We start from the raw sequence: 24,959 nt of genomic DNA, 5'->3' as shown, positions 1-24,959 counted from the left end.
GAGCGTATCCTCCCGGCGGCGGCGGGGGGTTGTTTCCCGGCGGAGGGGGCGGTTGATCGGACATGTGGCCTTCCCGGTTGACTACTACAACGGTAAGCAGACGGTGCCGATGATCTTATCGGCGATCGTCTGCCGCTTGGCGTCCCACAACGGGAACAAGAAACCGATATAACAGATCACGGCGTCGATGGCGTGGGCCAGTTGCCGGACGATCGACATCGCGAAACCGATTGGTTCGCCGGTCTTTTCGCTGACGACCTTGAATTTCAGGATCGACTTGCCGATGCTCGAGCCCGTGGTGCCCTGGCGGTGGCCGTAGTTCCAGAGCACGTAGACCAGCGCAAAGATCGAGGTGATGCCGATCGTGAGCAGGCCGACGGTGGACGCACCCGTCGCGCAGGATTCACTCAGGTCGTACCCGGAAACCTCGGTGAGGCAATCGGTTTCCTGAGTTCCGACCAGCACACCCCACCCGATGCCGAGTAGGCAGAGGATCGGAATGTAGTCGATCAGCCACGCCACCACTCGGGTGAACCACTCGGTGTAGGCCTCCGTCGGCAACACCGTCACCGGGCCATCGTCGACGAAGGACGCGCCTCCCTGTGGCGGTGGCGGAGAGCCACCCGCCGGCGGTGTCGGTGCATCGGTCACGAACGCTTCCAGTCTGTGTCCTAGCTGAAACGAGCGTGCTTACCCTACCTGAGAAGTGATCTTGTGCAGGGTTTTCTGACCGGAACGTGACCCGTGACCGAAGGCCTGTGAACAGCTAGCGGACGCGGCGTCTACTGCCGTCGGAGAGGAATCCGAGTAGATCGTGGCGGGTCAGCACGCCGACCGGCTTGCCCTCTTCCACCACCATCACTGCGTCGCATTCGCGGAGTTCCTTCGCCGCAGCGCTGACCAGCTCGCCGGCGCCGATCAGGGGCAGCGGTGGACTCATGTGCTCGGCCACCGCGTCGGCGAGCTTGGCCCGTCCCTCGAAAACCGCGGACAGCAGTTCGCGTTCCGACACGCTGCCGGCGACCTCCCCGGCCATCACCGGCGGTTCTGCGCCGACGACGGGCATCTGCGAGACGCCGTACTCGCGCAGGATCCCGATGGCGTCGCGCACGGTCTCCGACGGGTGCGTGTGCACCAGGTCCGGAAGCGCCCCCGACTTGCCTCGGAGCACCTCGCCCACGGTCGACTCCTCCACCGAACCGTCCAGTCGGCTGCGCAGAAACCCGTACGAGGACATCCAATCGTCGTTGAAAACCTTTGACAGATAACCTCTTCCGCCGTCTGGCAACAAGACGACCACGAGCGAGTCGGGGCCGGCCTGCTCGGCCACCTTGATCGCGGCGACGACGGCCATGCCGCAGGACCCGCCGACCAGCAGCGCCTCTTCGCGGGCGAGTCGGCGCGTCATCTCGAACGAGTCGGCATCCGAGACCGCAATGATCTCGTCGGGAACCGAGGGGTCGTACGCGGCGGGCCAGAAGTCCTCGCCCACGCCCTCAACGAGGTACGGCCTGCCGGTGCCGCCGGAGTACACCGAACCCTCCGGGTCGGCGCCGACGATCCGGACCCTTCCGTCGGACACTTCCTTCAGGTACCGTCCCGCGCCCGTGATGGTGCCGCCGGTACCGACGCCGGCCACGAAATGGGTGACCTTGCCCTCGGTGTCGGCCCAGATTTCCGGCCCGGTGGTCTCGTAGTGCGACTCGGGGCCCATCGGGTTGGAGTACTGATCGGGTTTCCACGCGCCGTCGACCTCCTCGACGAGCCGGTCGGAGACGCTGTAGTAACTGTCGGGATGGTCCGGTGGCACCGCCGTCGGGCATACCACCACGTCGGCGCCGTAGGCGCGCAACACATTCCGCTTGTCCTCGCTGACCTTGTCCGGGCAGACGAAGATGCACTTGTAGCCGCGCTGCTGGGCGACCAGCGCCAGCCCCACCCCCGTGTTGCCCGAGGTCGGTTCGACGATCGTGCCGCCGGGCTTCAGTTCACCGCTTGCCTCGGCGGCGTCGATCATCTTGACCGCGATCCGGTCCTTGGCGCTGCCGCCGGGGTTGAGGTACTCGATCTTGGCCGCGACCGTGCCGGCTCCCTGGGGGACAACAGAGTTCAGCTGAACCAGAGGGGTGTTGCCAATGAGCTCACTGACGTGCCGGGCGATCCGCATGACTCCATCGTGTCAGGCGGCGTTTCCCGTTACCACCTGGGTTACCAGGTGGCCTCTCGGATGTAGTCGCCGATCTGACGCAATGAGCGGGTTGCCTCCGGCACCATGGGCGTCGCGAGTTGGAACACGTGCATCTGTCCCGGCCACACCCGGACCTCAACGGGCACGCCGGCGGCCGCCAGCCGTCGCGCGGCCTTGCGAGCGTCACTGATCAGCACCTCGGACCCCGACACGTGGATCAGCGTCCGGGGCAGCCCGGGTTCGATGTGGTCGAGCGGCTCGTAGACCTCCTCGGCCTTGCCGTCGGTCACATGCCTGCCCGCGGCCTCCTTGACCAGATCGACGAGCGCACAGAACGCCCGCGGCGGGAACATAGCGTCGCTGCGGATGTTCGGGTGGTTGGCCCTGGTCTCGTTGTCGATCTCGAAGAGCGGCGACAGCGCCACCATCGCCGCGGGCACCTCGCCCTCGAGGCCTTCCCGCTGCAGGCGTTCGGCCAGGGCCAGTGCGAGGTAACCACCTGCCGAGTCACCGGCCAGCACGATCTGGTCGGCCTCGTAGCCCCTCAGGCGAAGCCACTGGTAGGCGTCATGGCAGTCATCGATCGCCATGCCGACCGAGTGCTTGGGAATCATTCGGTAGTTGACCACCAGCACCGGACAGTCGGCGTAGCCCGACAGCGCCTGCACCAGCCGGCCATGCGAGTTCACCCCGCAGGTCAGAAACGCCCCGCCGTGCATGTAGAGAATGACGCCGCGCTTGCCGTCAGCGGGCAGCACACCGGGCGCCCGGACGAGCTGAGCGGTGCAGTTCGACAACGAGATCGTCGCGCGCACGGTGCCGGGAGCCGGTCGCGCGATACGCGCCGCGAAATCCACCAAACCCCATGGCCAGGGCAGTCTGGGCGCATAGCTTCCGATAGCTAGGGTGGGCCGGATAGTTAGCAGTGCGGCCAGCGCCGTGAGCCGTCCCGCCAGGCTGGGACCGTCTTCGACCACCTCGACGGGTGCGCCGTCACTGACCGGAAACTTGCGCGGTTTACGCGACTGACCAGGCAATACCCGGGGATGGTGAGCATGGCTCACCTTGCTCGGTGCGGTCATTACAACCACTCCCTCCAACGTACAAGCCGTTGTAGTGCCGAGTACGCCTAATTTTCTGAGCGTGACCCGATATCTTAGCTTGACACCATCTGTTCAATTCAAACAATCAACGAGTCATATTCGATACCGGAGTTGATACCGCAATGTGACCCCGCCTCGCCCCTCGCCACGCGGGTGGCCCGGAAAACGGCCATAAACTTTTACCCGTGGGCACACCGCGACGGATGACCACCATGGCCCTTGCGGCCGCGGCCACGCTCGGTTCGGTCGGTTCTGCATACATCGGCGTGCGGAACCTGCTGATAGGGCAGGCCGATCAGGCCCGCAGTGTCATTCCGCAGGCGTGGGACATCCCGCCGCGCGCGGACGGCGTGTACGCCCCGGGCGGCGGCCCCGTCGAGCGCTGGCGCCGAGACGTGCCCTTCGACCTGCACCTGATGGTCTTCGGCGACTCCACCGCGACCGGCTACGGAGCCACCACCGCCGACGAAGTGCCCGGGGTGTTGCTGGCGCGCGGGCTGGCCGAGATCTCGGGACGACGGATCCGGCTGAGCACCAAGGCGATCGTCGGGGCGACGTCGAAAGGGCTGTCGGGCCAGATCGACGCGATGTTCGTCGCAGGACCACCGCCGGACGCCGCAGTGATCATGATCGGGGCCAACGACATCACCCGCCCCAACGGGATCAGGCCGTCGGCGCACCGACTCGGCGAGGGGGTACGCCGGTTGCGGGCGGCGGGAGCGGTCGTCGTCGTCGGCACCTGCCCCGACTTCGGTGTCATCACCGCGATCCCGCAGCCGTTGCGCTCGGTCGCCCGCAGCCGCGGCTTGCGACTGGCACGCGCCCAGGCGGCAGCGGTGCGGTCTGCGGGCGGGATCCCCGTGCCGCTGGCCGACTTGCTGGCGCCCCACTTCCGCACCACGCCCGACGCGTTGTTCTCCCCGGACATGTTTCACCCATCCGGTGCGGGCTACGCGCTGGCCGCCAACCAACTGCTACCCGCGCTGTGTAATGCGTTGAGCAAGTGGATCGGTGGCACGGCACCGGAATTGCCGTGGCAGTCGCGGTCGGGCGAAGGCTCCGCGCTGCTGGCCCGGGTCGGCGGGTTGAGCAGGCTGTGGCGGCGGTCGACCGGGGTCCCCGCACCTGTGCTGGGTGGGGTCCCCGGCATCGGCCCGGGGAGGGTCCCCGCACCCATCGTCGTGCCCGCCAGCTAGGTTTTCCTCATATCCACCGATGCGAGGAGACACCATGCCTGAAGCCGTCATTGTCGCGACCGCGCGGTCGCCGATCGGGCGCGCCGCCAAGGGGTCGCTGGTCGACATGCGGCCCGACGACCTGGCCGCGCAGATGGTGCGCGCCGCGTTGGACAAGGTGCCCGCGCTCGACCCGCGTGAGCTCGACGACCTGATCATGGGCTGCGGCCAGCCCGCGGGCGAGGCAGGCTTCAATGTCGGCAGGGCGGTCGCCGTCGAACTCGGCTACGACTTCCTGCCGGGCACCACGGTCAACCGCTACTGTTCGTCGTCGCTGCAGACCACCCGGATGGCGTTTCACGCGATCAAGGCCGGCGAGGGGCACGCGTTCATTTCCGCTGGGGTGGAGACGGTTTCGCGCTTCCCGAAGGGCACGGCGGACGGCTGGCCGGACAGCAAGAACCCGGTGTTCGCCGATGCGATGAGCCGCTCGGATCAGGCCGCCGCCGGCGCCGAGGAATGGCGTGACCCGCGCGAGGACGGCGCGCTGCCGGACGTCTACATCGCGATGGGCCAGACCGCGGAGAACGTCGCGTTGCACACCGGGATCAGCCGTGAGGACCAGGACCACTGGGGCGTGCGGTCGCAGAACCGCGCTGAGGAGGCGATCAACAGCGGCTTCTTCGAGCGCGAGATCACGCCGGTGACGCTGCCCGACGGGTCCACGGTGTCCAAGGACGATGGCCCGCGCGCGGGCACCACGTACGAGAAGATCAGCCAACTCAAGCCGGTCTTCCGGCCGAACGGCACCGTGACCGCCGGCAACGCCTGCCCGCTGAACGACGGCGCCGCCGCGCTGGTGATCCTGTCGGACACCAAGGCTCGCGAACTCGGGCTGACGCCGTTGGCGCGCGTCGTCTCGACGGGCGTGAGCGGCTTGTCGCCGGAGATCATGGGTCTCGGACCGATCGAGGCGACGAAGAAGGCGCTCGCGAATGCCGGGATGACGATCGGCGACATCGACCTGTACGAGATCAACGAGGCGTTCGCCGTGCAGGTGCTGGGTTCGGCGCGGGCGCTGGGCATGGACCTCGACAAGTTGAACGTCTCGGGCGGCGCGATCGCGCTGGGCCATCCGTTCGGCATGACCGGCGCCCGGATCACCACCACGCTGCTGAACAACCTGACGACGCATGACAAGACGTTCGGGCTCGAGACGATGTGCGTCGGCGGCGGTCAGGGCATGGCGATGGTGATCGAGCGCCTGTCCTGACCCCCTTTTCTCGCCGAAACTGCACACAGATCGCGAATTCACGAAATTTCGCGATCTGTGTGCAGTTTCGATCGCCAGGCTCGGTCGAGTCGGCGGAGGATGTCGGCTCGGGAGTGCGCCTTGACCGCTCGGATCCGGGTCCAGCCGAGCGCCGCGACGTCCTCTGACCGCCGGATGTCGTAGGCGTACTCGCGCGGGTCGAGTCGATGTTGTTCGCCGTCGTACTCGACCGCCAACGTCAGGTCGGGCCAGCCCATGTCGAGGTAGTACTGACGTAAGCCGTCGGGGCTGCGCACCGGGATCTGCGTCTGCGGCCGCGGGTAGCCCGCGCGAATCACCAAGAGCCGCAACCACGTTTCCTTCGGCGACGCGGCGCCGGCATCGTAGAGCTTGAGCGCTTCTTCCAAACGTCGAAGACCGCGTGCCCCGCGATGCGACCGAGCGACCGCGAGCACATCGTCGGCACTCAACCCGGTGGCGTTGCCGAGTGCATCGAGACGAGCGACCGCTTCATCCAGCGGTTTCCGACGCCCGATGTCGAAGCCCGTGCGCGCGAGCGTGGTCACGGGGAAGCCCGGCCCAGCCTGGTATTCCGTGGAGGGCACTCTCATGTCGTAGGTCCGCATGCCTTGGGGGGCGCGTGTGTTGCGCCACACCATTTCGATCGGAGCATCGTCATCGACCCACTTCGCGCCGTGCAACGCCGACGCCGTCAACCCCACCATCACGCCTTCACGATGCGACCACAACCATGCCGCCTTCGCGCGGTCGTACAGTGACGGCACAACGTCTTTCGACATGTACACATCTGGGAAGACCGTGCGGTAGCGCGACCGCAACTCGTGCTTGCGGATCGCACCGTTGATCACGGCTTCACTGCCGACAAAGGGCTCGTTGAGAATCGCCATGGCTCGACTCTCGCCGAAATCATGCGCCGAAACTGCGCACAGATCGCAATCTGTGGATGAATCGCGATCTGTGTGCAGTTTCGGCGCAGAGTCAATACACAACGAGAAAGGCCCGGCACATTTCGTGCCGGGCCTTCTCGTCAGGCTGCTAGTCGCTGTTGAAGTACGACAGCAGCCGCAGGATCTCGATGTACAGCCAGACCAGCGTGACGGTCAGGCCGAGCGCGATGCCCCACGCCGCCTTCTCCGGCGCACCGGCGCGGATCATCTGATCGGCCGCGTCGAAGTCGATCAGGAAGCTGAACGCCGCCAGGCCGATGCAGACAAGCGAGAAGATGATCGCGATCGGGCCGCCGCTGCGCAGGCCGAGGCCCTCGCCGCCGCCGACACCGAACAAGGCGAGCACCAGGTTGCCGAGCATCAGGACGACGACGCCGAACAGGCTGGCCACGATGAAGCGGGTGAACTTCGGAGTCACGCGGATGGCGCCGGTCTTGTAGACCACGAGCATGCCGGCGAACACGCCGATCGTGCCCAACACGGCCTGGCTGATCAGCGCACCAGCGCTGACCCCCGACACCATCAGGTTGGCCACGACGAACGAGAACGCGCCGAGGAACAGACCCTCGAGCGCGGCGTAGCTCAACACGATGCCGGGGTTGTCCTGCTTACGGCCGAACGTGGCGATCAGCACCAACACCAGCCCGCCGAGGGCACCCACCAGGGTGAACGGCATGGCTAGCCCGATGTTCTGAGCGACCAGGAAGTACGAGACGACGGCGACGGCCGACAGCACCGCAAGCGTGATGCCGGTGCGGGTGACGACGTCGTCGATGGTCAACGGCCGCGCGACACCGGTCTGCCGCTGATCGGGGTACTGGGTCACATAGGGGTCGGCGTGTACCGCCTGCGTACCGTAGCCCGCGGCTCCGGTACCGAATTGCGCATATCCGCCCTGCGTCTTCGGCAGGGTTCGGAATACGGGGTTGCTGGATTCCCGCACCGTCGGTTCCTCTCCTGTGATGTGGTTCGACGTTCGCGAACACACCGTCAACGTTTCGATCCCCTGGTCGGTTCCCGGCTGCGCCGCCGAACTTTCCCAGCGTCTTCAAGCGCAAACCCTACCCGGAGCCACCGCAGGCCGGGCGACGTTCTACATTGCATACCCGTGGGCGAAAACGAGGATGTCCTAGTAACTGTTGACCGCGGCGTCGGCCTCATCACCCTCAACCGGCCCAAGGCCATCAATTCGCTGAACCATCCGATGGTCACCGCGATGTCGCGCGCGCTCGCCGAGTGGGAGAGCGACGACGCCGTCACCGCCGTCGTGGTCGACGGGGCCGGCGAACGCGGCCTGTGTGCCGGCGGCGACATCGTCGCGCTCTATCACAGCGCCAAAGCCGACGGATCAGAGGCGCGCCAGTTCTGGTACGACGAATACCTGCTCAACGCCCAGATCGGCCGGTTCGGCAAGCCGTACGTCGCCTTGATGGACGGCATCGTCATGGGCGGCGGCGTCGGCGTCAGCGCCCACGGCGGCGTGCGCGTCGTCACCGACACCACCAAGATGGCGATGCCCGAGGTCGGCATCGGCTTCGTCCCCGACGTCGGCGGCACACTGATCCTGTCGCACGCGCCCGGCCTGCTCGGCCACCACGCCGCGCTCACGGGCGCGAACTTCGACGGCGCCGACGCGATCGCGATGGGCTTCGCCGACCACTTCGTGCCCCACGACCGGCTCGCCGACTTCAAGGCCAAGCTCATCGCCGACGGGATCGACGCCGCGCTCACCGCGTACGCCACCGAACCGCCACCGAGCAACCTTGTCGCACAGCGCGACTGGATCGACCGGTGCTACGCGAACGACACGGTCGCCGACATCGTCGCCGCGCTGCGCGGGCACGACGCGGGCCCCGCCGTCGACGCCGCCGACCTGATCGAGACCCGCTCGCCGATCTCGGTGTCCGTCGCGCTGGAAGCCCTGCGCCGGGCCGCGAAACTCGACACACTCGAAGACGTGCTGCGGCAGGAGTACCGAACCTCGTGCGGTTCGCTGCGCTCCCACGACTTCGTCGAGGGCATTCGCGCCCAGGTCGTCGACAAGGACCGCAACCCGAAATGGTCGCCTGCCTCGTTGGCGGCAGTCACCACCGCCGACGTCGAGGCCTACTTCGCGCCGGCCGATCGCGAATTGGAGTTCTGATGACCGACTACGAAACCATTGTGGTCACCCGTGACGACCGGGTTGCGACCATCACCTTGAACCGGCCGAAGGCGCTCAACGCCCTCAACAGCCAGGTGATGCACGAAGTCACCTCCGCGGCAGCCGAATTGGACAACGACCAAGCGATCGGCGCCATCATCATCACCGGGAACGAGAAGGCGTTCGCCGCGGGTGCGGACATCAAGGAGATGGCCGGCCTGTCGTTCGCCGACGTGTTCGGAAGCGACTTCTTCGCCGCCTGGAACCGGTTCGCCGCCACCCGTACGCCCACGATCGCCGCCGTCGCCGGATACGCGCTCGGCGGCGGCTGCGAGTTGGCGATGATGTGCGATCTGCTGATCGCCGCCGACACCGCGAAATTCGGCCAGCCCGAGATCAAACTCGGTGTGCTGCCCGGCATGGGTGGCTCGCAACGGCTCACCCGCGCGATCGGCAAGGCAAAGGCGATGGACCTGATCCTCACCGGTCGCAACATGGACGCCGAGGAGGCCGAACGCGCCGGCCTGGTGTCGCGGGTGGTGCCCGCCGACAGCCTGCTCGACGAAGCCAACGCGGTCGCCAAGACCATCGCGGGAATGTCGCTGTCGGCCTCGCGGATGGCCAAGGAAGCCGTCGACCGCGCGTTCGAGACGACGCTGGCCGAGGGACTTCTATACGAGCGCAGGCTGTTCCACTCGGCGTTCGCCACCGAAGACCAGACCGAGGGCATGAACGCGTTCACCGAGAAGCGCCCAGCCAACTTCCGCCACCGTTAATCTGCGGGGGTGACCGAAACCCGCGGCGACACAGAGCCGACAGTCGAAGCGCCGCCGCAGGACACACCCTCCCAGAAGCCGGCCGACAAGCCCTGGTGGCTACGCCATTACACGTTCACCGGGACCGCCGCCGGTCTGGTGTTCATCTGGCTCTCGCTGACCCCTTCACTGCTACCGCGTGGCCCGCTGTTTCAGGGTCTGGTCAGCGGTGCCGCCGGCGCTTTCGGCTACGGCCTCGGCGTGTTCGCGGTCTGGCTGGTGCGCTACATGCGGTCGAAGGACAGCAGTCCGCCCGCGCCCCGACAGGCCTGGATCGCGCTGGTGATCGTCGGCGTCGTCGGCCAGGTCCTGATGATCGTCTACTTCCACATCTGGCAGGACGAGGTGCGCGACCTCAACGGCGTACCGCGCCTGGGCTTCTGGGATCACCCATTGACCGCTGTGCTGTCGATCGTGATGCTGTTCCTGCTCGTCGAGATCGGCCAGTTGATCGGCAGGCTGGTGCGCTTCCTGGTGCGCCAGCTCGAACGCTTTGCGCCGCCGCGGGTCTCGGCCGTGGTGGTGGTGGCGTTATTGATCGCGCTGACGGTCGCACTGCTCAACGGCATTGTGGTGCGCTTTGCGATGAGCACCATCAACCGCACGTTCTCCGCAGTCAACGACGAGACCGACCCGGACTTCGCCGCGCCGACATCGCCATTGCGGTCGGGCGGACCACAGTCGCTGGCGAGCTGGGAGTCGCTCGGCCATCAGGGCCGGGTGTTCGTGGCCGCGGGCCCGACGGTCGAGGAACTGACGGCGTTCAACGGGCAGCCGGCCGTCGAGCCGATCCGCGCCTACGCCGGCCTGCATTCCGCCGACGGGATCAAGGCCACGGCCGCGTTGGCCGCCCGGGAGTTGCAGCGCACCGGCGGTCTGGACCGCCAAGTGGTCGCGGTGGCCACCACCACGGGTACGGGGTGGATAAACGAGGCGGAGGCCTCGGCGCTGGAGTACATGTACAACGGCAACACCGCGATCGTGTCGATGCAGTACTCGTTCCTGCCGAGTTGGTTGTCGTTCCTGGTGGACAGGGAGAACGCGCGGCAGGCCGGACAGGCGCTGTTCGAGGCCGTCGACGCGCTGATCCGCGAGATGCCCGAGGAGCAGCGGCCACGCCTGGTCGTGTTCGGCGAGAGCCTCGGCTCGTTCGGCGGCGAGGCGCCGTTCCTCGCGCTCAACAACCTCATCGCGCGCACGGACGGCGCGCTGTTCAGCGGTCCGACGTTCAACAACACGATATGGACGCAGCTCACCCGTGACCGCGACCCGGGTTCGCCGATGTGGCTGCCGATCTTCGACAAGGGCGAGAACGTTCGCTTCGCCGCCCGCGCCGAAGACCTGGAGCGGCCCGACGACCCGTGGGGCAGTCCCCGGGTCGTGTATCTGCAGCACGCTTCGGATCCGATCGCCTGGTTCGATCCGGATCTGCTGTTCGCCGAACCTGATTGGCTCAAGGAGCCCCGCGGATACGACGTGTCCGGGCGGATGCAGTGGATCCCGGTGGTGACGTTCCTGCAGGTGTCGGCGGACATGGCGGTCGCCGTCGACGTGCCCGACGGGCACGGCCACGTCTACGTCAAGGATGTGGCCGACGCATGGGCGGCGGTCCTGCAGCCCCCCGGCTGGACATCGGAGAAGTCCGAAGGTCTGAGGCCGCTGTTGAGCAACGACGAAAACGCCTAGACGAGAACACCTTCGGCTTTCAGCGCGTGGTACCCGCCGATCACGTCGGTCGCCCGGCTCAGGCCGAGGTCGAGCAGCGATGCGGCGGCCAGACTCGAGGTGTAGCCCGCCGAGCACAGCACCACCCACTCGACGTCGTCGTCGACAGCCTGCGGCAGCCGCGCATCGCTGGTCGGATCGCAGCGCCACTCGAGCACATTGCGCTCGATCACCAGCGCCCCGGCGACCTGGCCCTCCTGTGCACGCTGCGCCTGCGGCCGGATGTCGACCAGGATGGCGCCCCGGTCCAACGCGCCGGGCACCTCCGAGGCCGGCAATCGGCGCAGCCGCGCGCGAGCGTCGTCGAGGATCCGTTCGATTCGACTGCTCATGTCAGCCCTCCGGCGCATCCGTGAGCTCGGTGCGGTTCCGGCGCAACGTTTTCCGTTTCGTCACCTCGTAGTAGGACATCGCGGTGAGCGGCGGCGAATACGCGTGCACGCTCAGCGTCGACGCGACCGGAGTCGGGGTCTCCCGCTCGGGCGCCCGAACCACGTCGTGCACCCACCCCAGCGGAAACGCGGCCTGATCGCCCGCGGCCAGTCGGCGATGCCGCAAAGCTCCACCGTCCCAGCGGGTCTCGCGCAGCGCGCCGGACACCACAGTCAGCGCGCCGAGAGACCCGCCGTGGTCGTGCAATTCGGTCGACCGGTCCGGCGCCCAGCTGATCAACCAGATGTCGAGTTCGTCGTCACCGTGCAGGCGGGTGAACCACCGTTCGTCGGTGGGCGGACCGCCGAGGGGCATCAGGTGGTCGTAGCGACCGGTGAGCACGTCATCGGCACCGCGGTCGGCGGCGAGCAACAGATCGGGTAACCGCAGCCGTGTCGGCGCGGAGACTGCCGGGACGGCAGCGGGCAGGACTGCAGGGGCGACCATGACAACTCCAGAAGAACGGGCGAGACGGGCAGGGCGGGGCGCTAAGCCCCGCAACACTCCTGGCGTCCGGTCGTCATGGACCCAGTCTCACCGCCGAGCCGTGGCATCCAGCCCCGCAGCCGGCGAGCGAACCGGGAAACCGCTGGCCACTGGGAGCCTGCGGCTCAGATTCACGCTGAGCCGAAGTCGGCGGTTCAGGCCTGGCTAGGGGATCTGCTCGACACACTCTAAATTGGCGGGCATGCGCAGGCACTCTGGTCACCTCGTCGTGGCGGCCGTCGCGATGGCAGGCGTCATCGCGGCATGCTCGTCGGGCACTGAAACCACGCCCGACGAGCCCTCATCCCCCACCGCAACCGAAACCAGCTCGGAAACGCCCACTGCGGCACCGGGTTCCGTCGCGGTCTCCCCTGGCGGCGTCACCACGGCGGTAGGTGCGCCCGCCGAGTCGACCGAGGAGGAGTACTCGAAGGCGTGCACCACGGCCAGACAGTGGATGGCCGACCAGGGCGGCGACCCGAAGGCGCAGATCGAGCCGTACCTCGGCATGCTGCAGACCACGGATTCGGCGGGGCCGGGCACCTACGACACCGCGTGGTCTGCGTTGCCGCCGCCGCGGCAGGCCGCGGTCATCGTCGCCGTGCGGGCGGCCGCCGACGGCCTCTGCGGCTAGCCCGCCGCCCACGCGCGACAATGGCGGTATGGCTGGCAAGCGGGTTGCGCTGGCGCTGGGCAGCGGCGGCGCCCGCGGATACGCCCACATCGGGGTGATCGAGGAACTGCAGGACCGTGGCTACGAGATCGTCGGCATCGCCGGCTCCTCCATGGGCGCCCTGGTCGGCGGGTTGCAGGCGGCGGGAAAGCTCGACCAATTCGCGGAGTGGGCGCAATCGCTGACCCAGGGCGCGGTGCTGCGACTCCTCGATCCGTCGATCACCGCCGCGGGCGTGCTGCGCGCCACCAAGATCCTCGACGCGGTCCGTGACATCCTCGGCGAGGTAAGGATCGAGGACTTACCGATCCCCTACACCGCGGTGTCGACCGACCTGATCGCCGGCAAGTCCGTGTGGCTGCAGCGGGGACCGGTGGACGCCGCGATCCGGGCCTCGATCGCGATCCCGGGGGTGATCGCACCGCACGTGCTCGACGGCCGCCTGCTCGCCGACGGCGGCATCCTCGAACCGCTGCCGATGGCGCCGATCGCGGCCGTCAACGCCGACCTGACCATCGCGGTGTCCTTGGCGGGCAGTGAATCCGGTGGCGCCGAGGAGCCGACCGAACCCGGCTCGCGCATGACCAGCGAATGGTTGGCTCGGGTGTGGCGCAGCACCACCTCGCTGTTCGAGTCCAATGCGGTGCTGGGCCGCTTCGGCGCCGGCGCCGACGAAGACCCTGCGCCGACCGACAGCGACGAGGAACTCGTCGACGCGACGAAGGAAGCGGCCGTGGTGCCCAAACTCGGCAGCTTCGAGGTGATGAACCGCACCATCGACATCGCGCAGGCGGCGCTGGCGCGGCACCAGCTGGCCGGCTACCCGCCCGATCTACTCATCGAGGTGCCGCGTTCGGCATGCCGGAGCCTGGAGTTCCACCGCGCGGCAGAGGTGATCGATGTCGGTGTCGAGTTGGCGGCCGCCGCACTTGACGCGCTCGAGAAGCCGGAGCGTCCCGAAACCGCCTCTGCCACCGAGGACTAGAGCTCGAGGTACTCGGCCACCTGAGCGGCCACTCGCCTGCCCTGCCGCCGACCGGCGTGCGCCGACGGGATCCGGCACGCGGGGTCCAGCGGGTTGGCCCCGAAGGCGGCCAGCGCCTCGTCGTCGGCGAACACGCCGAAGGCGTTGCGCGCGGCGACCTCATCTTTGGTTCGGGTCCCGAAGGGCGACGGTGACGAGAGGCCCTGCGGGATCAGCGCGACGGCCACCTCGCAATCGTCAGCGAGCGCGAGGTTGACCGTGCTGCCGACGCCGCCGTCCATGAACCGTCGTCCGCCCATGGTGACCGGCGGCCACACGCCCGGCACCGCGCAGCTTGCTGCGACCGCGTCGACCAGCGAGACTCCCGACGCGCGGTCGAACGCGACCAATTCGCCGGTGGCGGCGTCGATCGCCGCGATGCGCAGATCGCGGTCCGGCCAGTCATGCGACGGCAGCCGCTTCTCGATCACCGCGCGCCGAACCGGTTCGGCGACGGTCTCGGCGGACAGCGCGATCGCGCCGATCCGCTGCAGTTTCTCGGTTTTCGAACCGGGCTCGGTCATTGCCGCGAGGAACATCTCGGTGATCTCCTCGATGCCCGCACCCGGGTCGAGTTCCGAGGACGCCTCCGCGGTCTGCCTGTCGAACAGAGCCGACAACCCGAGGCCGCTGCCCAGTTGCGCCGCGACCGCCGAACCCGCCGAGGTGCCGACCAGGACGTGGGAATCCAGCAGCGCCTCCGCCACCGCGGGCGACTCGTCGGCGATACCGGTCAGGATGCCGGTCTCCCATGCGATCCCCGCCACCCCGCCGCCGGCGAGAACCAGTGCTCGTCTCCTCACAGCCCCGGCGCCGCCCTGCCGCTGATCAACGGCAGGTCCAGATACGTCGCGATGCCGGGTGCGGCGGCGCACACCGCCGGCACCGAGTTCACGCAGTGCGCGGCGGTGCCGACGATGCCGTACTCCGGTCCCTCGCCGCCGACCGCCGACTGGAAGCCCTTGACGACGATGTTGACGTCCGGGTTGCCCCGGACCTCCATCTCGTACCGCTGCCCTTCCGGGCCGAATGTCCAAGCCGGATCGAGGTTCTCCTCGCCCATCAACCAGTTCACGGTCACCCGCACCACCGGTTCGTCGGCCACGAGCGCTTCCCAGTGGAACTTGCGTCCCGCGACCTGTCCCGGCTCGATGACGCCGATCGGCGATTCGATCGGCGCAGTCGCCACGGCGATCTCCTGTGTGGAGCGAACTTTCGGGTCGGCGCGGAAGCCGATCTTGTCGACGATCATGTTCACGGCCTGGATGAAGCCGCCGTCGAGCAGCTTCTGCATCGGTCCGCTGAGCGCCTTGTCCGGAACTTCGCCGAAACCCATCACGTGCCGAACGACATCTGGCGCCTCGTAGGTCCGCAAGTCCGAAAACTCCTCGGCACGAACAAAAGTCACGCCCGTCGAGAAGGCGGAGAACAACAGCGGGAACTTCTCGCTGATCCCGCCCGGAGCGATGCCGGTGCCGTGCAACGTCGCGTTGCCCGCGATCGCGGCCTCCCGCAACGGCGTGCCCTGCCGGTCGCTCGGGTACACCCAGCCGACGGGTGTGACGACGTTCTTACCGGACCGCAGCAGGGCCGCCACCACATCCGGATCGGGCAGCAGCGGTGAATAGATCACCGCATCGGCGTCGAGGGTGAGGATCTCGTCGAGGCTGTCGGTGGCGGTGACACCCAGTGGTTCCGTGCCGATGATGTCACCGACGTCCTTGCCCGCCTTGTGCGATGAGTGCACCCAGCAGCCGACGAGTTCGAGTTCGGGATGTTCGAGCACGCCCTTGATCGCTGCGACGCCGACCCCTCCGGTTGCCCATTGCACGACCCGCAGGCCCATACCGACTCCTTCACCGCGAAACTAGAACACGTTCTACTCTTGCAGGTCTACACCACAACCCGGGGCTGTGGGTCGCAATCGCAGACCGCGGATCCAGCCGCATCCGGCCCAACTGGACATTAGGGTGTTTTCGTCGGCTACCGCACCGCCCGAGGAGCACCCGATGACCGACCCCGAGCAGGGGGAATCACGTGTCGGTTCCCAGATCGGCCCGTATCGGCTGCGCCGACTGTTGGGCAAGGGCGGCATGGGCGAGGTGTACGAAGCCGAGGACACCGCCAAGGACCGCATCGTCGCGCTGAAGTTGTTGCCGGAGTCGGCGTCCAACGACCCGGTGTTCCGCAAGCGGCTACAACGCGAGGCACACTCGGCGGGCCGGCTGCAGGAGCCGCATGTCGTGCCGATCCACGACTACGGCGAAATCGACGGCCTGCTCTACGTCGACATGCGCATGATCGACGGCACCGACTTGCGCAAGGTGCTCAAGAACTACGGTCCGATGACGCCCGCGCGGGCGGTGGCCATCGTCAAGCAGATCGCCTCGGCGCTCGATGCCGCACACGAAAGCGGCATCATGCATCGAGACATCAAGCCCGAGAATATCATTCTGACCCGCGACGACTTCGCCTATCTCGTCGACTTCGGTATCGCCAACGCCGCCACCGACGAGAAGCTCACCGAGCTGGGCACCGCGGTGGGCACCTACGCGTACATGGCGCCGGAACGGTTCACCAACGACGAGGTGACCTACCGCGCGGATGTGTACGCACTGAGCTGCGTTCTGTACGAATGCCTCACCGGCTCACAGCCGTATCCCAGCGACAGCGTCAGCGTCGTCATCACCGCGCATCTGATGCAGCCCATCCCGCAGCCCAGCCGGCAGCGGCCCGGCATCCCGGCGGCTTTTGATGCGGTGATCGCGCGCGGCATGGCGAAGAAGCCGGAGGACCGCTACGCCAGTGCCGGGGACCTGGCGGCGGCAGCGAATGATGCGCTGACACAACGGGATCAGGATCAGGCCGCCACCATCCTGCAGCGCAGTCAGGCCGCGACGCCGTATCTTCCGCCACCGCCGCCGGTCCCGCAGGGCCCGCCGATCTACCAGACGCCGCCGCCCACGCAGGCCGCTTTCCACACCCCGGCCGGTCCGCCGAGCGGGCCGATGTGGAGCGCCACGCCCGCGCCGGGTCCACCGCGGCCACCACGCCGCAAGAGCACCGCCTGGATCCCGTTGGCAGCGGCTGCCGCGGTGTTCGTGTTAGTGGTCGGCGGCGTCGGGATCTGGTTCCTTCTGGCGCCCGACGAGGACGCGTCATCCGCGTCAGGCACCACGACCAGCGAGCCGACGCAGACCAGCGAGCGCCCCCGGCGGACGCCGCGCAGCCCCACGCCCACGCCGAACGCAGGCTCGCTCGACGCGAAGCTGCTGGGCCTGCTGCCGGCCGGCTATGACGACGGCGTGTGCCAGCCGGTGCACCCGCCCGCCACCGGCGCATTGGCGACCGTGGACTGCGGCCAGGCTTCACCGCAGGGCGGCCCGCGAAACGCGCGCTACTCGCTGTACGCCGATCAGCCGAGCCTCGACAAGGCCTTCGACGAGATCATCGCCCTGTACACCCCGATGCTGCGATGCCCCGAAAGCAGCACCGACTCGCCGACCACCTGGCACTTCACCGAGACGCCGGACACCGTGGCCGGCCGCATCGCCTGCGGGACCTATAAAGAGCAGTCCGGTGTGACGTGGACCAGGAACGCCGAGTTGATCCTGGGTGACACGCTGAGCGAGAACCTCGTCGATCTGCACAAGTGGTGGCTGAAGTACGGCTGACGGCGCTGGACAGGTGCCGCGCTGTGTGTTTCTGTCATCGCAGCGCAGCGAAAGGATGCACCAGATGACCACCGTCAACAACAACAGAGTTTTCGTCGTCGGCGTCGGAATGACGAAGTTCGAGAAGCCCGGCCGCCGCGAGGGCTGGGACTACCCGCAGATGGCCAAGGAGTCCGGCACCAAGGCACTCGAGGACGCCGGCGTCGACTACTCCGAGGTGCAGCAGGGGTTCGTCGGCTACGTCGCGGGCGACTCGACGTCGGGCAACCGGGCGCTCTACGAACTCGGTATGACCGGCATCCCGATCGTCAACGTCAACAACAACTGCTCGACGGGTTCCACGGCGTTGTTCCTGGCCGCCCAGACGATCCGCGGCGGGCTCGCCGACTGCGCGATCGCGCTCGGCTTCGAGAAGATGCAACCCGGGTCGCTGCAGGGCGGTCACGACGATCGCGAGTCCCCCATGGGCAAGCACGTCAAGGCGATGGCCGAGATCGACGAGTTCGGGTTTCCCGTGGCGCCGTGGATGTTCGGCGCCGCTGGGCGCGAGCACATGCGGCAACATGGAAGCACCGCAGAGCATTTCGCGAAGATCGGATACAAGAACCACAAGCATTCGGTGAACAACCCGTATGCGCAGTTCCAGGACGAGTACACCCTCGACGACATCCTGGCCGCCAAGATGATCTCCGATCCGCTGACCAAGCTGCAGTGCTCGCCGACCTCCGACGGCTCGGGCGCGGCGATCGTGGCCAGCGAGGCGTTCGTCGACAGGCACGGGCTGGCCGGCCAGGCGGTGGAGATCGTCGGCCAGGCGATGACCACCGATTTCGAGTCCAGCTTCGACGGCAGCGCCAAGAACCTCATCGGCTACGACATGAATGTGCAGGCCGCACAGCAGGTCTACGACCAGTGCGGGCTCGGGCCGGCCGACTTCCAGGTGATCGAGCTGCACGACTGCTTCTCGGCCAACGAACTGCTGCTCTACGAGGCGCTCGGCCTGTGCGGCGAGGGCGAGGCCCCGAAGCTGATCGACAACAACGACACCACGTACGGCGGGCGTTGGGTCGTCAACCCCTCCGGCGGGCTGATCTCCAAGGGCCATCCGCTCGGCGCGACGGGCCTTGCGCAGTGCGCGGAGCTGACCTGGCAGCTGCGCGGCACGGCCGACAAGCGACAGGTCGACAACGTCACAGCCGCGCTGCAGCACAACATCGGCCTGGGCGGTGCCGCGGTGGTGACCGCATACCAGCGCGCCGAGCGCTGATGGCGCATGATTGACCGAAGACGAGAGAGAGGCCGGTCATGCGGAGGATTCGGGTAGCGGCTGCGACCGCGGGCATCTGCGGGTTACTGGTCGCGCCCGCCGCGTCGGCCTGGGCTCAGCAGGAGTCGGCGGCCGAGGTGATCGAGAAGCTGCAAAGTGAGGGCTACACGGTCCGCATCGACAAGATCGGCACCGCACCGCTCGACGAGTGCGTCGTCACCAGCGTCCGCAACCCGCAGCAGTTCACTCAGTTGCGGCCGTTGCTCGGCGGCAATCAGGACGGCGTGCTGTTCCCGGTGGTGATCAGCCAGCCCGTCTCGGTGTCGCTGGACTGCAGCGGCCGCTAGCGCACGCTGACCGCCGCGAGCACCCGGAGGTGACGGCGTGACTGCTGAGGTGACCACGCGCGACGGACGTCGGCTCGCCTACGTCGACGTCGGCGACTCGAACGGCCCGCTCGTCATTCACAACCACGGCGGGCCCAGCAGCCGACTGGAGGTACGCCTGTTGGCGGATGCGGCCGCCAAGAACGGCATCCGGCTCATCGGGGTCGACCGCCCGGGTATGGGGCAGTCAAGCGCCCAGAAGGTACGGTCCTACGCCGGCTGGGCCGACGATCTGACGGCCATCGCAGATGCAATGGGATACCGGAAGTTCGGCGTCACGGGCTGGTCTGAGGGCGGTCCGTGGGCACTGGCGGCCGCCGCCCACATCGATCCCACGCGGCTGGGCCACGTCAGCAGCATTGCGCCAGGCAGTTACGGCGCCTTCGGCAACAACTCTGCGGCACAATATCTTTCGAAAATCGACGCGATGGGTGGCTTGCTCGCAACACGGTTCAAGCCAGGCTTCCAACTCATGTACGCCGCGCTCGGTTACACGGCCAGAAACCTGCCCAAGGGGTTCATCAAGAGCCTGCGTAAGTCGGTCAACGAGTACGACCGGGAGATGCTGCGCCGGCCGGGCGTCGAAGAAACATTCTCGAACGCGGTAGCCGAATGCTTCGCTCACGGATCCGACGGGCTGGTGCGCGACGCCGAACTGCTCTACCGGCGGTGGGATTTCGACGTTTCCCGGATCACCAGGCCGGTACATCTGTGGCAGGGGCTCGATGACCGACTCGTGCCGGATCCAATCAACAAGGCGGTGTCCGACGCGATGCCAGGCTCGGTTTGGCATCCCGTCGACGGCGCCGGCCATTTCGTGGCGATCGGTGCGGGCGACGACATATTCGCCATCGCTGCGCAGGAACTCGGATCGTCGTGATCCCCTAGGCGGTGACCGGTTCCAGCTCGCGGATCTCGGCGGCGACGATCGGATCGGTCGCGGCGAACTGCGAATACAGCAGCGGCATCGTCGAATCGGCGGCGAACACCGTCACCGCGCCCGCGTAGTCGGCGACATACACCCGACCGGCGTGCGAGTCGACCGTCACGCAGGACGGCCGGGCGTCGACGGCGATGGTGTCGACGACCTGAAGGGTGAGGGTGCACAACACCACGACGCGGTCGTAGTCGACGATGTAGGCCCTGGCCTTGTCCTCACCGATCGCGAGTTGTGTTGGGGCGCCGCCCAGTTCGACGATGTCTGAGACGCGTCCGGTCGGGAGCTCGACGACGTGCACCACGCCGCCGCGGGTCCGGTCCGAACTGAGGACGTAGGCGGTGTCGTCGGCCACGGCGATGTCGCGAATGGGCGCGCCGATCCGCACTGCGCGACCGAGGCGCCCGGTTTCGAGATCGACGGTCACCACGGCGCTGCCGCGGGCGTCGGTGGTCGCGATGTGAAGGTGCGTGCCGCTCGGATCGATCGCGAGGGCGTCGACGCCGATGCCCGCGCCGGTCGCGACGTCGATCGTGTCGACACGGTCGGCGGGGATGTCGATCACCGCGACGTCGATGTGTCCGTCACCGGTTCTGCCGGCGTAGACCCGCTTGCCATCGGGACTGACGACGAGCGCCGTGACATTGTGCTCCAGCGGATACGCGCCGATCACCGTCTTGGTGGCGGTGTCGATGACCGCGACCTCGTCCTTGTGGCTCCACGATGAGGTGCTCACGTAGGCACGGTCGTCGTGGACTGCGACGGCGAACGGCTCGCCGTGGACGGCGATGATCGCCTCGACGGCGAGCGTGCGGGCGTTGAGCACCGCGACGCTGTCGTCGCCGGGATGCGTCACCAGCGCCGCACCGGTTCCGGTCGCCGCGATGTCGCCGACCGGTCCGCGGTTCAGCTCGACGGCACCCAATGCGGTGACGCTCGGGTCCAGCCGCGTTCCGGTTGTCGCCTCCGCGGGGTGGGCATGTTCGGGCATCAAAAAGCTAACCATTGTTCTCCGGTACCTCCGCCGGCAATGACGTTCACCGGCCCTAGACTCCAAGTCGCAGCGCGCCTGCCGGCGCGGTCTCGCAACGAGTCTAGCGACGGAAACCGACACGCTTGGGCGACGAGGAGCACGGTCTGAGAGGAACCGCCAAAAGCTCTCATACACCGCTTAGAAAAGCGTTCGTTACCTTGTCGCCACCTTCGAACAGCAACGGATGCTGCACGGCTGACCTGTGGAAACGATGCCGTCGCAACAGCTTCCAAACATTGTGTCCAGCGTCATGCGATAACGATTTCTTAGCTTTCACGCGCAAAGTGAGCGGTAGATCACACGCGGACACGCCAGCAAACCGGCATCAGGCGCCCCGACCGTCACAACCGCAAGCTATGCGGAGTCCGCGTAACACTCATGCGAGATGAGCCTGCAATCGTCGAATTCGAGCTGCACGCGCGTGCCCGATGCAGCGCGGTCGATCATCGCGCGGTCCGAGAGCGCGCGCATCAGCTGAATCCCGCGACCGCGGGTGCTCGGCTTGCCGTCCGGCGTCTTTTCCAGCCATAACCCCTGGTCGGAAACCATCGCGACCAGGCGGCGGTCCGCGGCATCGTAGCGCGCGGTCACCGACATGGTGCCTGGCTGCTGCGCCTGGACGTAGGCGAACTCGGCCGCGTTGGTCAACGCCTCGTTCACCGCCAGCAGCACATCACTGAGCCGGTCCGCATCGAGCGCGAAATTGGCCCGCAGCCATCGCGCAAAGGCGTTGCGGAACTCGGCAACGGTCTGAGCGTCCGCGGGGCCGTTGCTCGAAAATCCAAGTTCCGTCGGAGTGTTCATGGTCCGAACTGATTACCCCGCCCAGCCCGTGCTCACGCAGTGAGGTTGCCGAGCGCGTCATCCAGCGAGGAGAACAGATCGATCAGATCGGCGATCCCCGTGATCTTCAGCGGCCGGCTGGTGGCAGGGCCCTCCGCCACGACGGCGAACCGGGTCTGCGCGGCGTCGGTCTGGTTGTGGGTCTCCATCAGCACCTGCATCCCCGCGGACCCCAGGAAGTCCACGTTGGTCAGGTCGACGATCAAACCCGTCGGATCCTGCGCCAACGCCGACTGCACGGCATCCCTCAGCTGAGGCGCCGTGAGCATGTCGAGATCCCCGGAGGCCGCGACGACAGCGACGCGTCCCACCCAGTTCTCGGTACAAAGTTGTCCGTCCAAGACTCACCTCTTGTTTGGCAACCACCGTAGCGGTCATGGCCGATCACGAGGCTGCGGTCTTAACCCGCGCAACAGGGTAGCGAGTGAGCCGAGCGCTCGCATCGGCGGGACCCGATCAGCGCCGGTCAGCCAGCAAATATTCGAAGCATCACCGTCAGGGTCGGGTGGCGCCGAGGATGCGCAGCAGGTCCGGCTTCATCGCCTGCAGTTGCGAACCCCAGTACCCCCAGCTGTGCGTTCCGTCGGTCGGGAAGTTGAAGACCGCATTGCGCCCGCCTGCCGCGAGGTACTTCTGCTGGAACTCCTTGTTCGTCGACAACGTGATGTTCTCCAGGAACTGCGCGCTGTACTGCGCCCCGAAGTCTGCACCGGCGTCGAGTTCGGAGGTCGCCCCGTTGCCGCAGTAAATCCACAGCGCAGTGTTGTTGGCCACCAGCGCGTTGATGTTGACCATCGGATCGTTGCGCCGCCACGCCGGATCCGACGTCGGACCCCACATGTTCGTCGCGCTGTAGCCGCCCGCATCCTTCATCGAGAGGCCGATCAGCGTGGGCCACAAGCCGCTTGACGGGTTGAGGTAGCCCGACAGTGAGCTGGCGAAGATGAACTGCGTCGGATGCCAGATCGCCAACGTCAACGCCGCGCTGCCCGACATGGACAGCCCCACGACGGCGTTGCCGGTCGGCGATTGTCCGCGGTTGGCCGCCAACCACGCCGGCAGCTCCTGCGTCAGGAAAGTCTCCCACTTGTAGGTGACGGTGCCCGCGCTTCCCGTCGCCGGCTGATACCAGTCGGTGTAGAAGCTGGCCTGCCCACCGACGGGCATGACGACCGAGATACCGGACTGGTGAAACCACTCGAAGGCGGCGGTGTTGATGTCCCAGCCGCTGGCGTCTTCCCGGGCCCGCAGCCCGTCGAGCAGGTACACCGAATGGGGCCCGCCGCCCTGAAACTGCACCCGGATGTTCCGACCCATCGACGGGGACGGCACGTCGAGGGTCTCCACCGGTAGACCGTCACGCGAATAGGCTGTGGCCGTAGGTGTTTGAACCGCAACACCTGCGAGCATCAGCACCGCGCACAGCAATGCGTAGAGAGACGTCCTCACGCCGGCAAGCTAACAATGCGCGTCTGCGGTTTTCGGTGCGCCACGCGCCGCTTGACCAGCTTGTTACCAAATTGAGCGGCGCGTTCGGGTCAGCAGCCGAGTTCGACGACGGCCAGGCTGACGATGTCTCCGGCGGCCGGAACCGAGACCCCCAGATCGTTGCGCACCATCATCACGGCGTCCGAAGCGGGCACTCCGCTGGCGGTTGCGGCGCAGACCTTGTCGCCCGCGGCGATCAGCTGTTCCGCGGTCAGGAAAACGTACTGCTCCTGCAGCTTACGGACGAACTCCGACTGGTCGGCCGCTGCAGGCGCGGCGAAGACGACCGCGGTCACGGCGGCGGCGACCAGTGATCCGACGATGCGTCGCACGAAATCTCCTCCAATAGGTCGAAAAGTCGTTCGTCCCGCGGCGCTGACTGTCAGGGCCGGGCACGGAGAAGGCGCGAAGAGCGGACCCCCGAACGCTCCGTACGCCACCTTCGTCTGCATTGACGCTCGCGTAACACAGTACCCGTTGTTAGCACATCGAATCATCTTCGCGAGCGAAAGATAACGATTCGATAACAGATCGATCTTGGCGGCGGCTGCCGCCCTTCGCGCATCCGCGCAGGTTATTCCGGCATCCAAGCACCACCACATGCCCGGAATCCGGCCGTCGGAACTTGCCTGCGAATTTTTGCTGGCATACGGTCACGTCGCCGATGACGTAACTGATGAGACTCGATGAATTTGTTCGGTGGTGACAACGCAAGTGACGATTCGTGCACGTCGTGAACGGAGCCCAGTCCTAGACCAATGGACTGCAACTTCGAAAGCGACAGCACCGCAAGCTATTTCCTGGACGCGCTTTCTTCGGCCTCCGACCGAGGGTGACGCCATCGCCATGCACCGTCTGGTCGCAGCGACCGAAGTACTCGATCTGAATTCCACCTATACCTATCTTCTGATGGCCACAGACTTTGCCCGTACCTCGGTTGTGGCGGACAGAGACGGTGAGATCTGCGGATTGATCACCGGATACCACCCGCCGGCCCGGCCGGAGGTGCTGTTCGTCTGGCAGGTGGCCGTGGCCTCTACTGCCCGCGGGACTGGCCTGGCCGGTGCCATGCTCGACCACCTCGTCCACCGCGTCCGCAGCGACCGGCGGGGCCATCCGGTCACGGTGGAAGCCACGGTGGCACCGAGCAATTCGGCCTCACGTGCGTTCTTCGGCTCCTTCGCCCGGCGGCACGGGGTGCCCCTGATCGAGCAGCCCCGCTTCACCGCAGAACAACTGGACGCCGATCGGGCCCACGAGGACGAACCGACCCTGCGGATCGGACCGATCGCCATGCCACTGGCCGACTGACCCCGGAAAGGACAC

Annotated in this window: 26 protein-coding genes; 12 read left to right on the top strand and 14 right to left on the bottom strand. The window is 67.1% G+C overall.

The genetic code is table 11. The annotated features are described in order from the left end of the window. Nucleotides 1–84 precede the first annotated feature (84 nt). The 3 genes from AU188_RS24725 to AU188_RS24715 all read right to left on the bottom strand — a co-directional run bounded on the left by AU188_RS24725 (nucleotide 85) and on the right by AU188_RS24715 (nucleotide 3,270). Nucleotides 85–663, bottom strand: a complete 579-nt coding sequence (locus AU188_RS24725; RefSeq protein ID WP_156426811.1) for an RDD family protein — start codon at nucleotides 661–663, stop codon at nucleotides 85–87. 103 nt (nucleotides 664–766) lie between these two features. After that, on the bottom strand, nucleotides 767–2,167 hold the full coding sequence (locus AU188_RS24720) for a cystathionine beta-synthase (RefSeq protein ID WP_059166094.1): 1,401 nt from the start codon (nucleotides 2,165–2,167) through the stop codon (nucleotides 767–769). Nucleotides 2,168–2,208: 41 nt separating this feature from the next. Beyond that, the gene (locus tag AU188_RS24715) at nucleotides 2,209–3,270 is read right to left on the bottom strand and encodes an alpha/beta hydrolase fold domain-containing protein (protein ID WP_059166093.1); all 1,062 of its coding nucleotides are present in this window, start codon (nucleotides 3,268–3,270) and stop codon (nucleotides 2,209–2,211) included. A gap of 224 nt (nucleotides 3,271–3,494) precedes the next feature. On the opposite strand from AU188_RS24715, the gene AU188_RS24710 reads away from it, so the two are divergent. After that, a complete protein-coding gene (locus AU188_RS24710) occupies nucleotides 3,495–4,487 on the top strand; it encodes an SGNH/GDSL hydrolase family protein (RefSeq protein WP_059166092.1) in 993 nt (330 codons plus the stop codon). Nucleotides 4,488–4,521: 34 nt separating this feature from the next. After that, nucleotides 4,522–5,739 carry an acetyl-CoA C-acetyltransferase gene (locus tag AU188_RS24705; RefSeq protein ID WP_059166091.1) on the top strand — a complete coding sequence of 406 codons (1,218 nt, stop codon included), beginning with the start codon at nucleotides 4,522–4,524 and terminating at the stop codon, nucleotides 5,737–5,739. A gap of 38 nt (nucleotides 5,740–5,777) precedes the next feature. Here the strand turns inward: AU188_RS24705 and AU188_RS24700 are convergent, their stop codons facing one another. After that, on the bottom strand, nucleotides 5,778–6,647 hold the full coding sequence (locus AU188_RS24700) for a putative endonuclease domain-containing protein (protein ID WP_082686781.1): 870 nt from the start codon (nucleotides 6,645–6,647) through the stop codon (nucleotides 5,778–5,780). Nucleotides 6,648–6,795: 148 nt separating this feature from the next. Beyond that, the gene (locus AU188_RS24695; RefSeq protein ID WP_059166119.1) at nucleotides 6,796–7,650 is read right to left on the bottom strand and encodes a Bax inhibitor-1/YccA family protein; all 855 of its coding nucleotides are present in this window, start codon (nucleotides 7,648–7,650) and stop codon (nucleotides 6,796–6,798) included. Between the two features lie 165 nt (nucleotides 7,651–7,815). Here AU188_RS24695 and AU188_RS24690 point away from each other — a divergent pair, with 165 nt between their 5' ends. Genes AU188_RS24690 through AU188_RS24680 form a run of 3 tightly spaced genes read left to right on the top strand, consistent with a single transcriptional unit; the run spans nucleotide 7,816 to nucleotide 11,351 of the window. Next, on the top strand, nucleotides 7,816–8,850 hold the full coding sequence (locus tag AU188_RS24690; RefSeq protein WP_059166090.1) for an enoyl-CoA hydratase/isomerase family protein: 1,035 nt from the start codon (nucleotides 7,816–7,818) through the stop codon (nucleotides 8,848–8,850). Continuing rightward, nucleotides 8,850–9,626, top strand: coding sequence for an enoyl-CoA hydratase (locus tag AU188_RS24685; RefSeq protein WP_059166089.1), 777 nt, complete (start codon nucleotides 8,850–8,852; stop codon nucleotides 9,624–9,626). The genes AU188_RS24690 and AU188_RS24685 overlap by 1 nt, the downstream gene beginning before the upstream one ends. A gap of 9 nt (nucleotides 9,627–9,635) precedes the next feature. Further along, nucleotides 9,636–11,351, top strand: coding sequence for an alpha/beta hydrolase (locus tag AU188_RS24680; protein ID WP_059166088.1), 1,716 nt, complete (start codon nucleotides 9,636–9,638; stop codon nucleotides 11,349–11,351). Here AU188_RS24680 and AU188_RS24675 read toward each other — a convergent pair. Both AU188_RS24675 and AU188_RS24670 read right to left on the bottom strand, forming a co-directional pair. Beyond that, nucleotides 11,348–11,722 carry a rhodanese-like domain-containing protein gene (locus AU188_RS24675; protein ID WP_059166087.1) on the bottom strand — a complete coding sequence of 125 codons (375 nt, stop codon included), beginning with the start codon at nucleotides 11,720–11,722 and terminating at the stop codon, nucleotides 11,348–11,350. The genes AU188_RS24680 and AU188_RS24675 overlap by 4 nt on opposite strands. Nucleotide 11,723: 1 nt before the next feature. Next, nucleotides 11,724–12,269 carry a cysteine dioxygenase gene (locus tag AU188_RS24670; RefSeq protein WP_059166086.1) on the bottom strand — a complete coding sequence of 182 codons (546 nt, stop codon included), beginning with the start codon at nucleotides 12,267–12,269 and terminating at the stop codon, nucleotides 11,724–11,726. Nucleotides 12,270–12,510: 241 nt separating this feature from the next. Between AU188_RS24670 and lpqV the strand changes: the two genes are divergently transcribed. Beyond that, entirely contained in the window at nucleotides 12,511–12,942 is a 432-nt protein-coding gene (gene lpqV, locus AU188_RS24665; RefSeq protein ID WP_059166085.1) for a lipoprotein LpqV, read from the top strand. A gap of 28 nt (nucleotides 12,943–12,970) precedes the next feature. Beyond that, nucleotides 12,971–13,966, top strand: a complete 996-nt coding sequence (locus AU188_RS24660; protein ID WP_059166084.1) for a patatin-like phospholipase family protein — start codon at nucleotides 12,971–12,973, stop codon at nucleotides 13,964–13,966. On the opposite strand, the gene AU188_RS24655 is transcribed toward AU188_RS24660, so the two are convergent. Further along, entirely contained in the window at nucleotides 13,963–14,808 is an 846-nt protein-coding gene (locus tag AU188_RS24655) for a patatin-like phospholipase family protein (RefSeq protein ID WP_059166083.1), read from the bottom strand. The genes AU188_RS24660 and AU188_RS24655 overlap by 4 nt on opposite strands. Continuing rightward, nucleotides 14,805–15,851: an NAD(P)H-dependent amine dehydrogenase family protein gene (locus AU188_RS24650; RefSeq protein WP_059166082.1), complete on the bottom strand. Its 1,047-nt coding sequence runs from the start codon at nucleotides 15,849–15,851 to the stop codon at nucleotides 14,805–14,807. The genes AU188_RS24655 and AU188_RS24650 overlap by 4 nt, the downstream gene beginning before the upstream one ends. Nucleotides 15,852–16,014: 163 nt before the next feature. On the opposite strand from AU188_RS24650, the gene AU188_RS24645 reads away from it, so the two are divergent. The 4 genes from AU188_RS24645 (at nucleotide 16,015) to AU188_RS24630 (ending at nucleotide 20,212) form a co-directional block, all read left to right on the top strand. Continuing rightward, nucleotides 16,015–17,679 (top strand): serine/threonine-protein kinase, encoded by a 1,665-nt coding sequence (locus AU188_RS24645; RefSeq protein ID WP_059166081.1) that lies wholly within the window; start codon nucleotides 16,015–16,017, stop codon nucleotides 17,677–17,679. Between the two features lie 64 nt (nucleotides 17,680–17,743). Beyond that, nucleotides 17,744–18,946 carry a lipid-transfer protein gene (locus tag AU188_RS24640; protein WP_059166118.1) on the top strand — a complete coding sequence of 401 codons (1,203 nt, stop codon included), beginning with the start codon at nucleotides 17,744–17,746 and terminating at the stop codon, nucleotides 18,944–18,946. Between the two features lie 38 nt (nucleotides 18,947–18,984). Further along, nucleotides 18,985–19,293, top strand: coding sequence for a hypothetical protein (locus AU188_RS24635; RefSeq protein WP_059166080.1), 309 nt, complete (start codon nucleotides 18,985–18,987; stop codon nucleotides 19,291–19,293). A gap of 37 nt (nucleotides 19,294–19,330) precedes the next feature. Next, nucleotides 19,331–20,212 carry an alpha/beta fold hydrolase gene (locus tag AU188_RS24630; protein ID WP_059166079.1) on the top strand — a complete coding sequence of 294 codons (882 nt, stop codon included), beginning with the start codon at nucleotides 19,331–19,333 and terminating at the stop codon, nucleotides 20,210–20,212. 4 nt (nucleotides 20,213–20,216) lie between these two features. On the opposite strand, the gene AU188_RS24625 is transcribed toward AU188_RS24630, so the two are convergent. From AU188_RS24625 to AU188_RS25155, 5 genes are all read right to left on the bottom strand, one after another. After that, nucleotides 20,217–21,275 (bottom strand): MmpL3/TtfA transport complex stabilizer, encoded by a 1,059-nt coding sequence (locus AU188_RS24625; RefSeq protein WP_156426810.1) that lies wholly within the window; start codon nucleotides 21,273–21,275, stop codon nucleotides 20,217–20,219. A 381-nt stretch (nucleotides 21,276–21,656) separates the two neighbouring features. After that, the gene (locus AU188_RS24620; protein WP_059166077.1) at nucleotides 21,657–22,106 is read right to left on the bottom strand and encodes an ATP-binding protein; all 450 of its coding nucleotides are present in this window, start codon (nucleotides 22,104–22,106) and stop codon (nucleotides 21,657–21,659) included. 32 nt (nucleotides 22,107–22,138) lie between these two features. Further along, on the bottom strand, nucleotides 22,139–22,486 hold the full coding sequence (locus tag AU188_RS24615; RefSeq protein WP_059166076.1) for an STAS domain-containing protein: 348 nt from the start codon (nucleotides 22,484–22,486) through the stop codon (nucleotides 22,139–22,141). A 154-nt stretch (nucleotides 22,487–22,640) separates the two neighbouring features. Continuing rightward, the gene (locus AU188_RS24610) at nucleotides 22,641–23,555 is read right to left on the bottom strand and encodes an esterase family protein (RefSeq protein WP_059166117.1); all 915 of its coding nucleotides are present in this window, start codon (nucleotides 23,553–23,555) and stop codon (nucleotides 22,641–22,643) included. 128 nt (nucleotides 23,556–23,683) lie between these two features. Beyond that, entirely contained in the window at nucleotides 23,684–23,965 is a 282-nt protein-coding gene (locus AU188_RS25155; RefSeq protein WP_286137664.1) for a DUF732 domain-containing protein, read from the bottom strand. A gap of 463 nt (nucleotides 23,966–24,428) precedes the next feature. Here AU188_RS25155 and ectA point away from each other — a divergent pair, with 463 nt between their 5' ends. Further along, nucleotides 24,429–24,944 carry a diaminobutyrate acetyltransferase gene (gene ectA / locus AU188_RS24600; RefSeq protein ID WP_286131981.1) on the top strand — a complete coding sequence of 172 codons (516 nt, stop codon included), beginning with the start codon at nucleotides 24,429–24,431 and terminating at the stop codon, nucleotides 24,942–24,944. Nucleotides 24,945–24,959 lie beyond the last annotated feature (15 nt).

Source organism: Mycobacterium sp. IS-3022, assembly GCF_001500065.1.
GTDB lineage: Bacteria > Actinomycetota > Actinomycetes > Mycobacteriales > Mycobacteriaceae > Mycobacterium.
The sequence above is the reverse complement of the archived record's forward strand: the minus strand, read 5'-3'. Positions and strand labels throughout refer to the sequence as shown.

Coding starts and splice junctions, on each gene's coding strand:
- AU188_RS24720 (WP_059166094.1), bottom strand. CDS start 2,167: ATGCGGATCGCCCGGCACGTCAGTGAGCTCATTGGCAACACCCCTCTG.
- AU188_RS24715 (WP_059166093.1), bottom strand. CDS start 3,270: ATGACCGCACCGAGCAAGGTGAGCCATGCTCACCATCCCCGGGTATTG.
- AU188_RS24710 (WP_059166092.1), top strand. CDS start 3,495: ATGACCACCATGGCCCTTGCGGCCGCGGCCACGCTCGGTTCGGTCGGT.
- AU188_RS24705 (WP_059166091.1), top strand. CDS start 4,522: ATGCCTGAAGCCGTCATTGTCGCGACCGCGCGGTCGCCGATCGGGCGC.
- AU188_RS24700 (WP_082686781.1), bottom strand. CDS start 6,647: ATGGCGATTCTCAACGAGCCCTTTGTCGGCAGTGAAGCCGTGATCAAC.
- AU188_RS24685 (WP_059166089.1), top strand. CDS start 8,850: ATGACCGACTACGAAACCATTGTGGTCACCCGTGACGACCGGGTTGCG.
- AU188_RS24675 (WP_059166087.1), bottom strand. CDS start 11,722: ATGAGCAGTCGAATCGAACGGATCCTCGACGACGCTCGCGCGCGGCTG.
- AU188_RS24670 (WP_059166086.1), bottom strand. CDS start 12,269: ATGGTCGCCCCTGCAGTCCTGCCCGCTGCCGTCCCGGCAGTCTCCGCG.
- lpqV (WP_059166085.1), top strand. CDS start 12,511: ATGCGCAGGCACTCTGGTCACCTCGTCGTGGCGGCCGTCGCGATGGCA.
- AU188_RS24660 (WP_059166084.1), top strand. CDS start 12,971: ATGGCTGGCAAGCGGGTTGCGCTGGCGCTGGGCAGCGGCGGCGCCCGC.
- AU188_RS24650 (WP_059166082.1), bottom strand. CDS start 15,851: ATGGGCCTGCGGGTCGTGCAATGGGCAACCGGAGGGGTCGGCGTCGCA.
- AU188_RS24645 (WP_059166081.1), top strand. CDS start 16,015: ATGACCGACCCCGAGCAGGGGGAATCACGTGTCGGTTCCCAGATCGGC.
- AU188_RS24640 (WP_059166118.1), top strand. CDS start 17,744: ATGACCACCGTCAACAACAACAGAGTTTTCGTCGTCGGCGTCGGAATG.
- AU188_RS24635 (WP_059166080.1), top strand. CDS start 18,985: ATGCGGAGGATTCGGGTAGCGGCTGCGACCGCGGGCATCTGCGGGTTA.
- AU188_RS24625 (WP_156426810.1), bottom strand. CDS start 21,275: ATGGTTAGCTTTTTGATGCCCGAACATGCCCACCCCGCGGAGGCGACA.
- AU188_RS24620 (WP_059166077.1), bottom strand. CDS start 22,106: ATGAACACTCCGACGGAACTTGGATTTTCGAGCAACGGCCCCGCGGAC.
- AU188_RS24610 (WP_059166117.1), bottom strand. CDS start 23,555: ATGCTCGCAGGTGTTGCGGTTCAAACACCTACGGCCACAGCCTATTCG.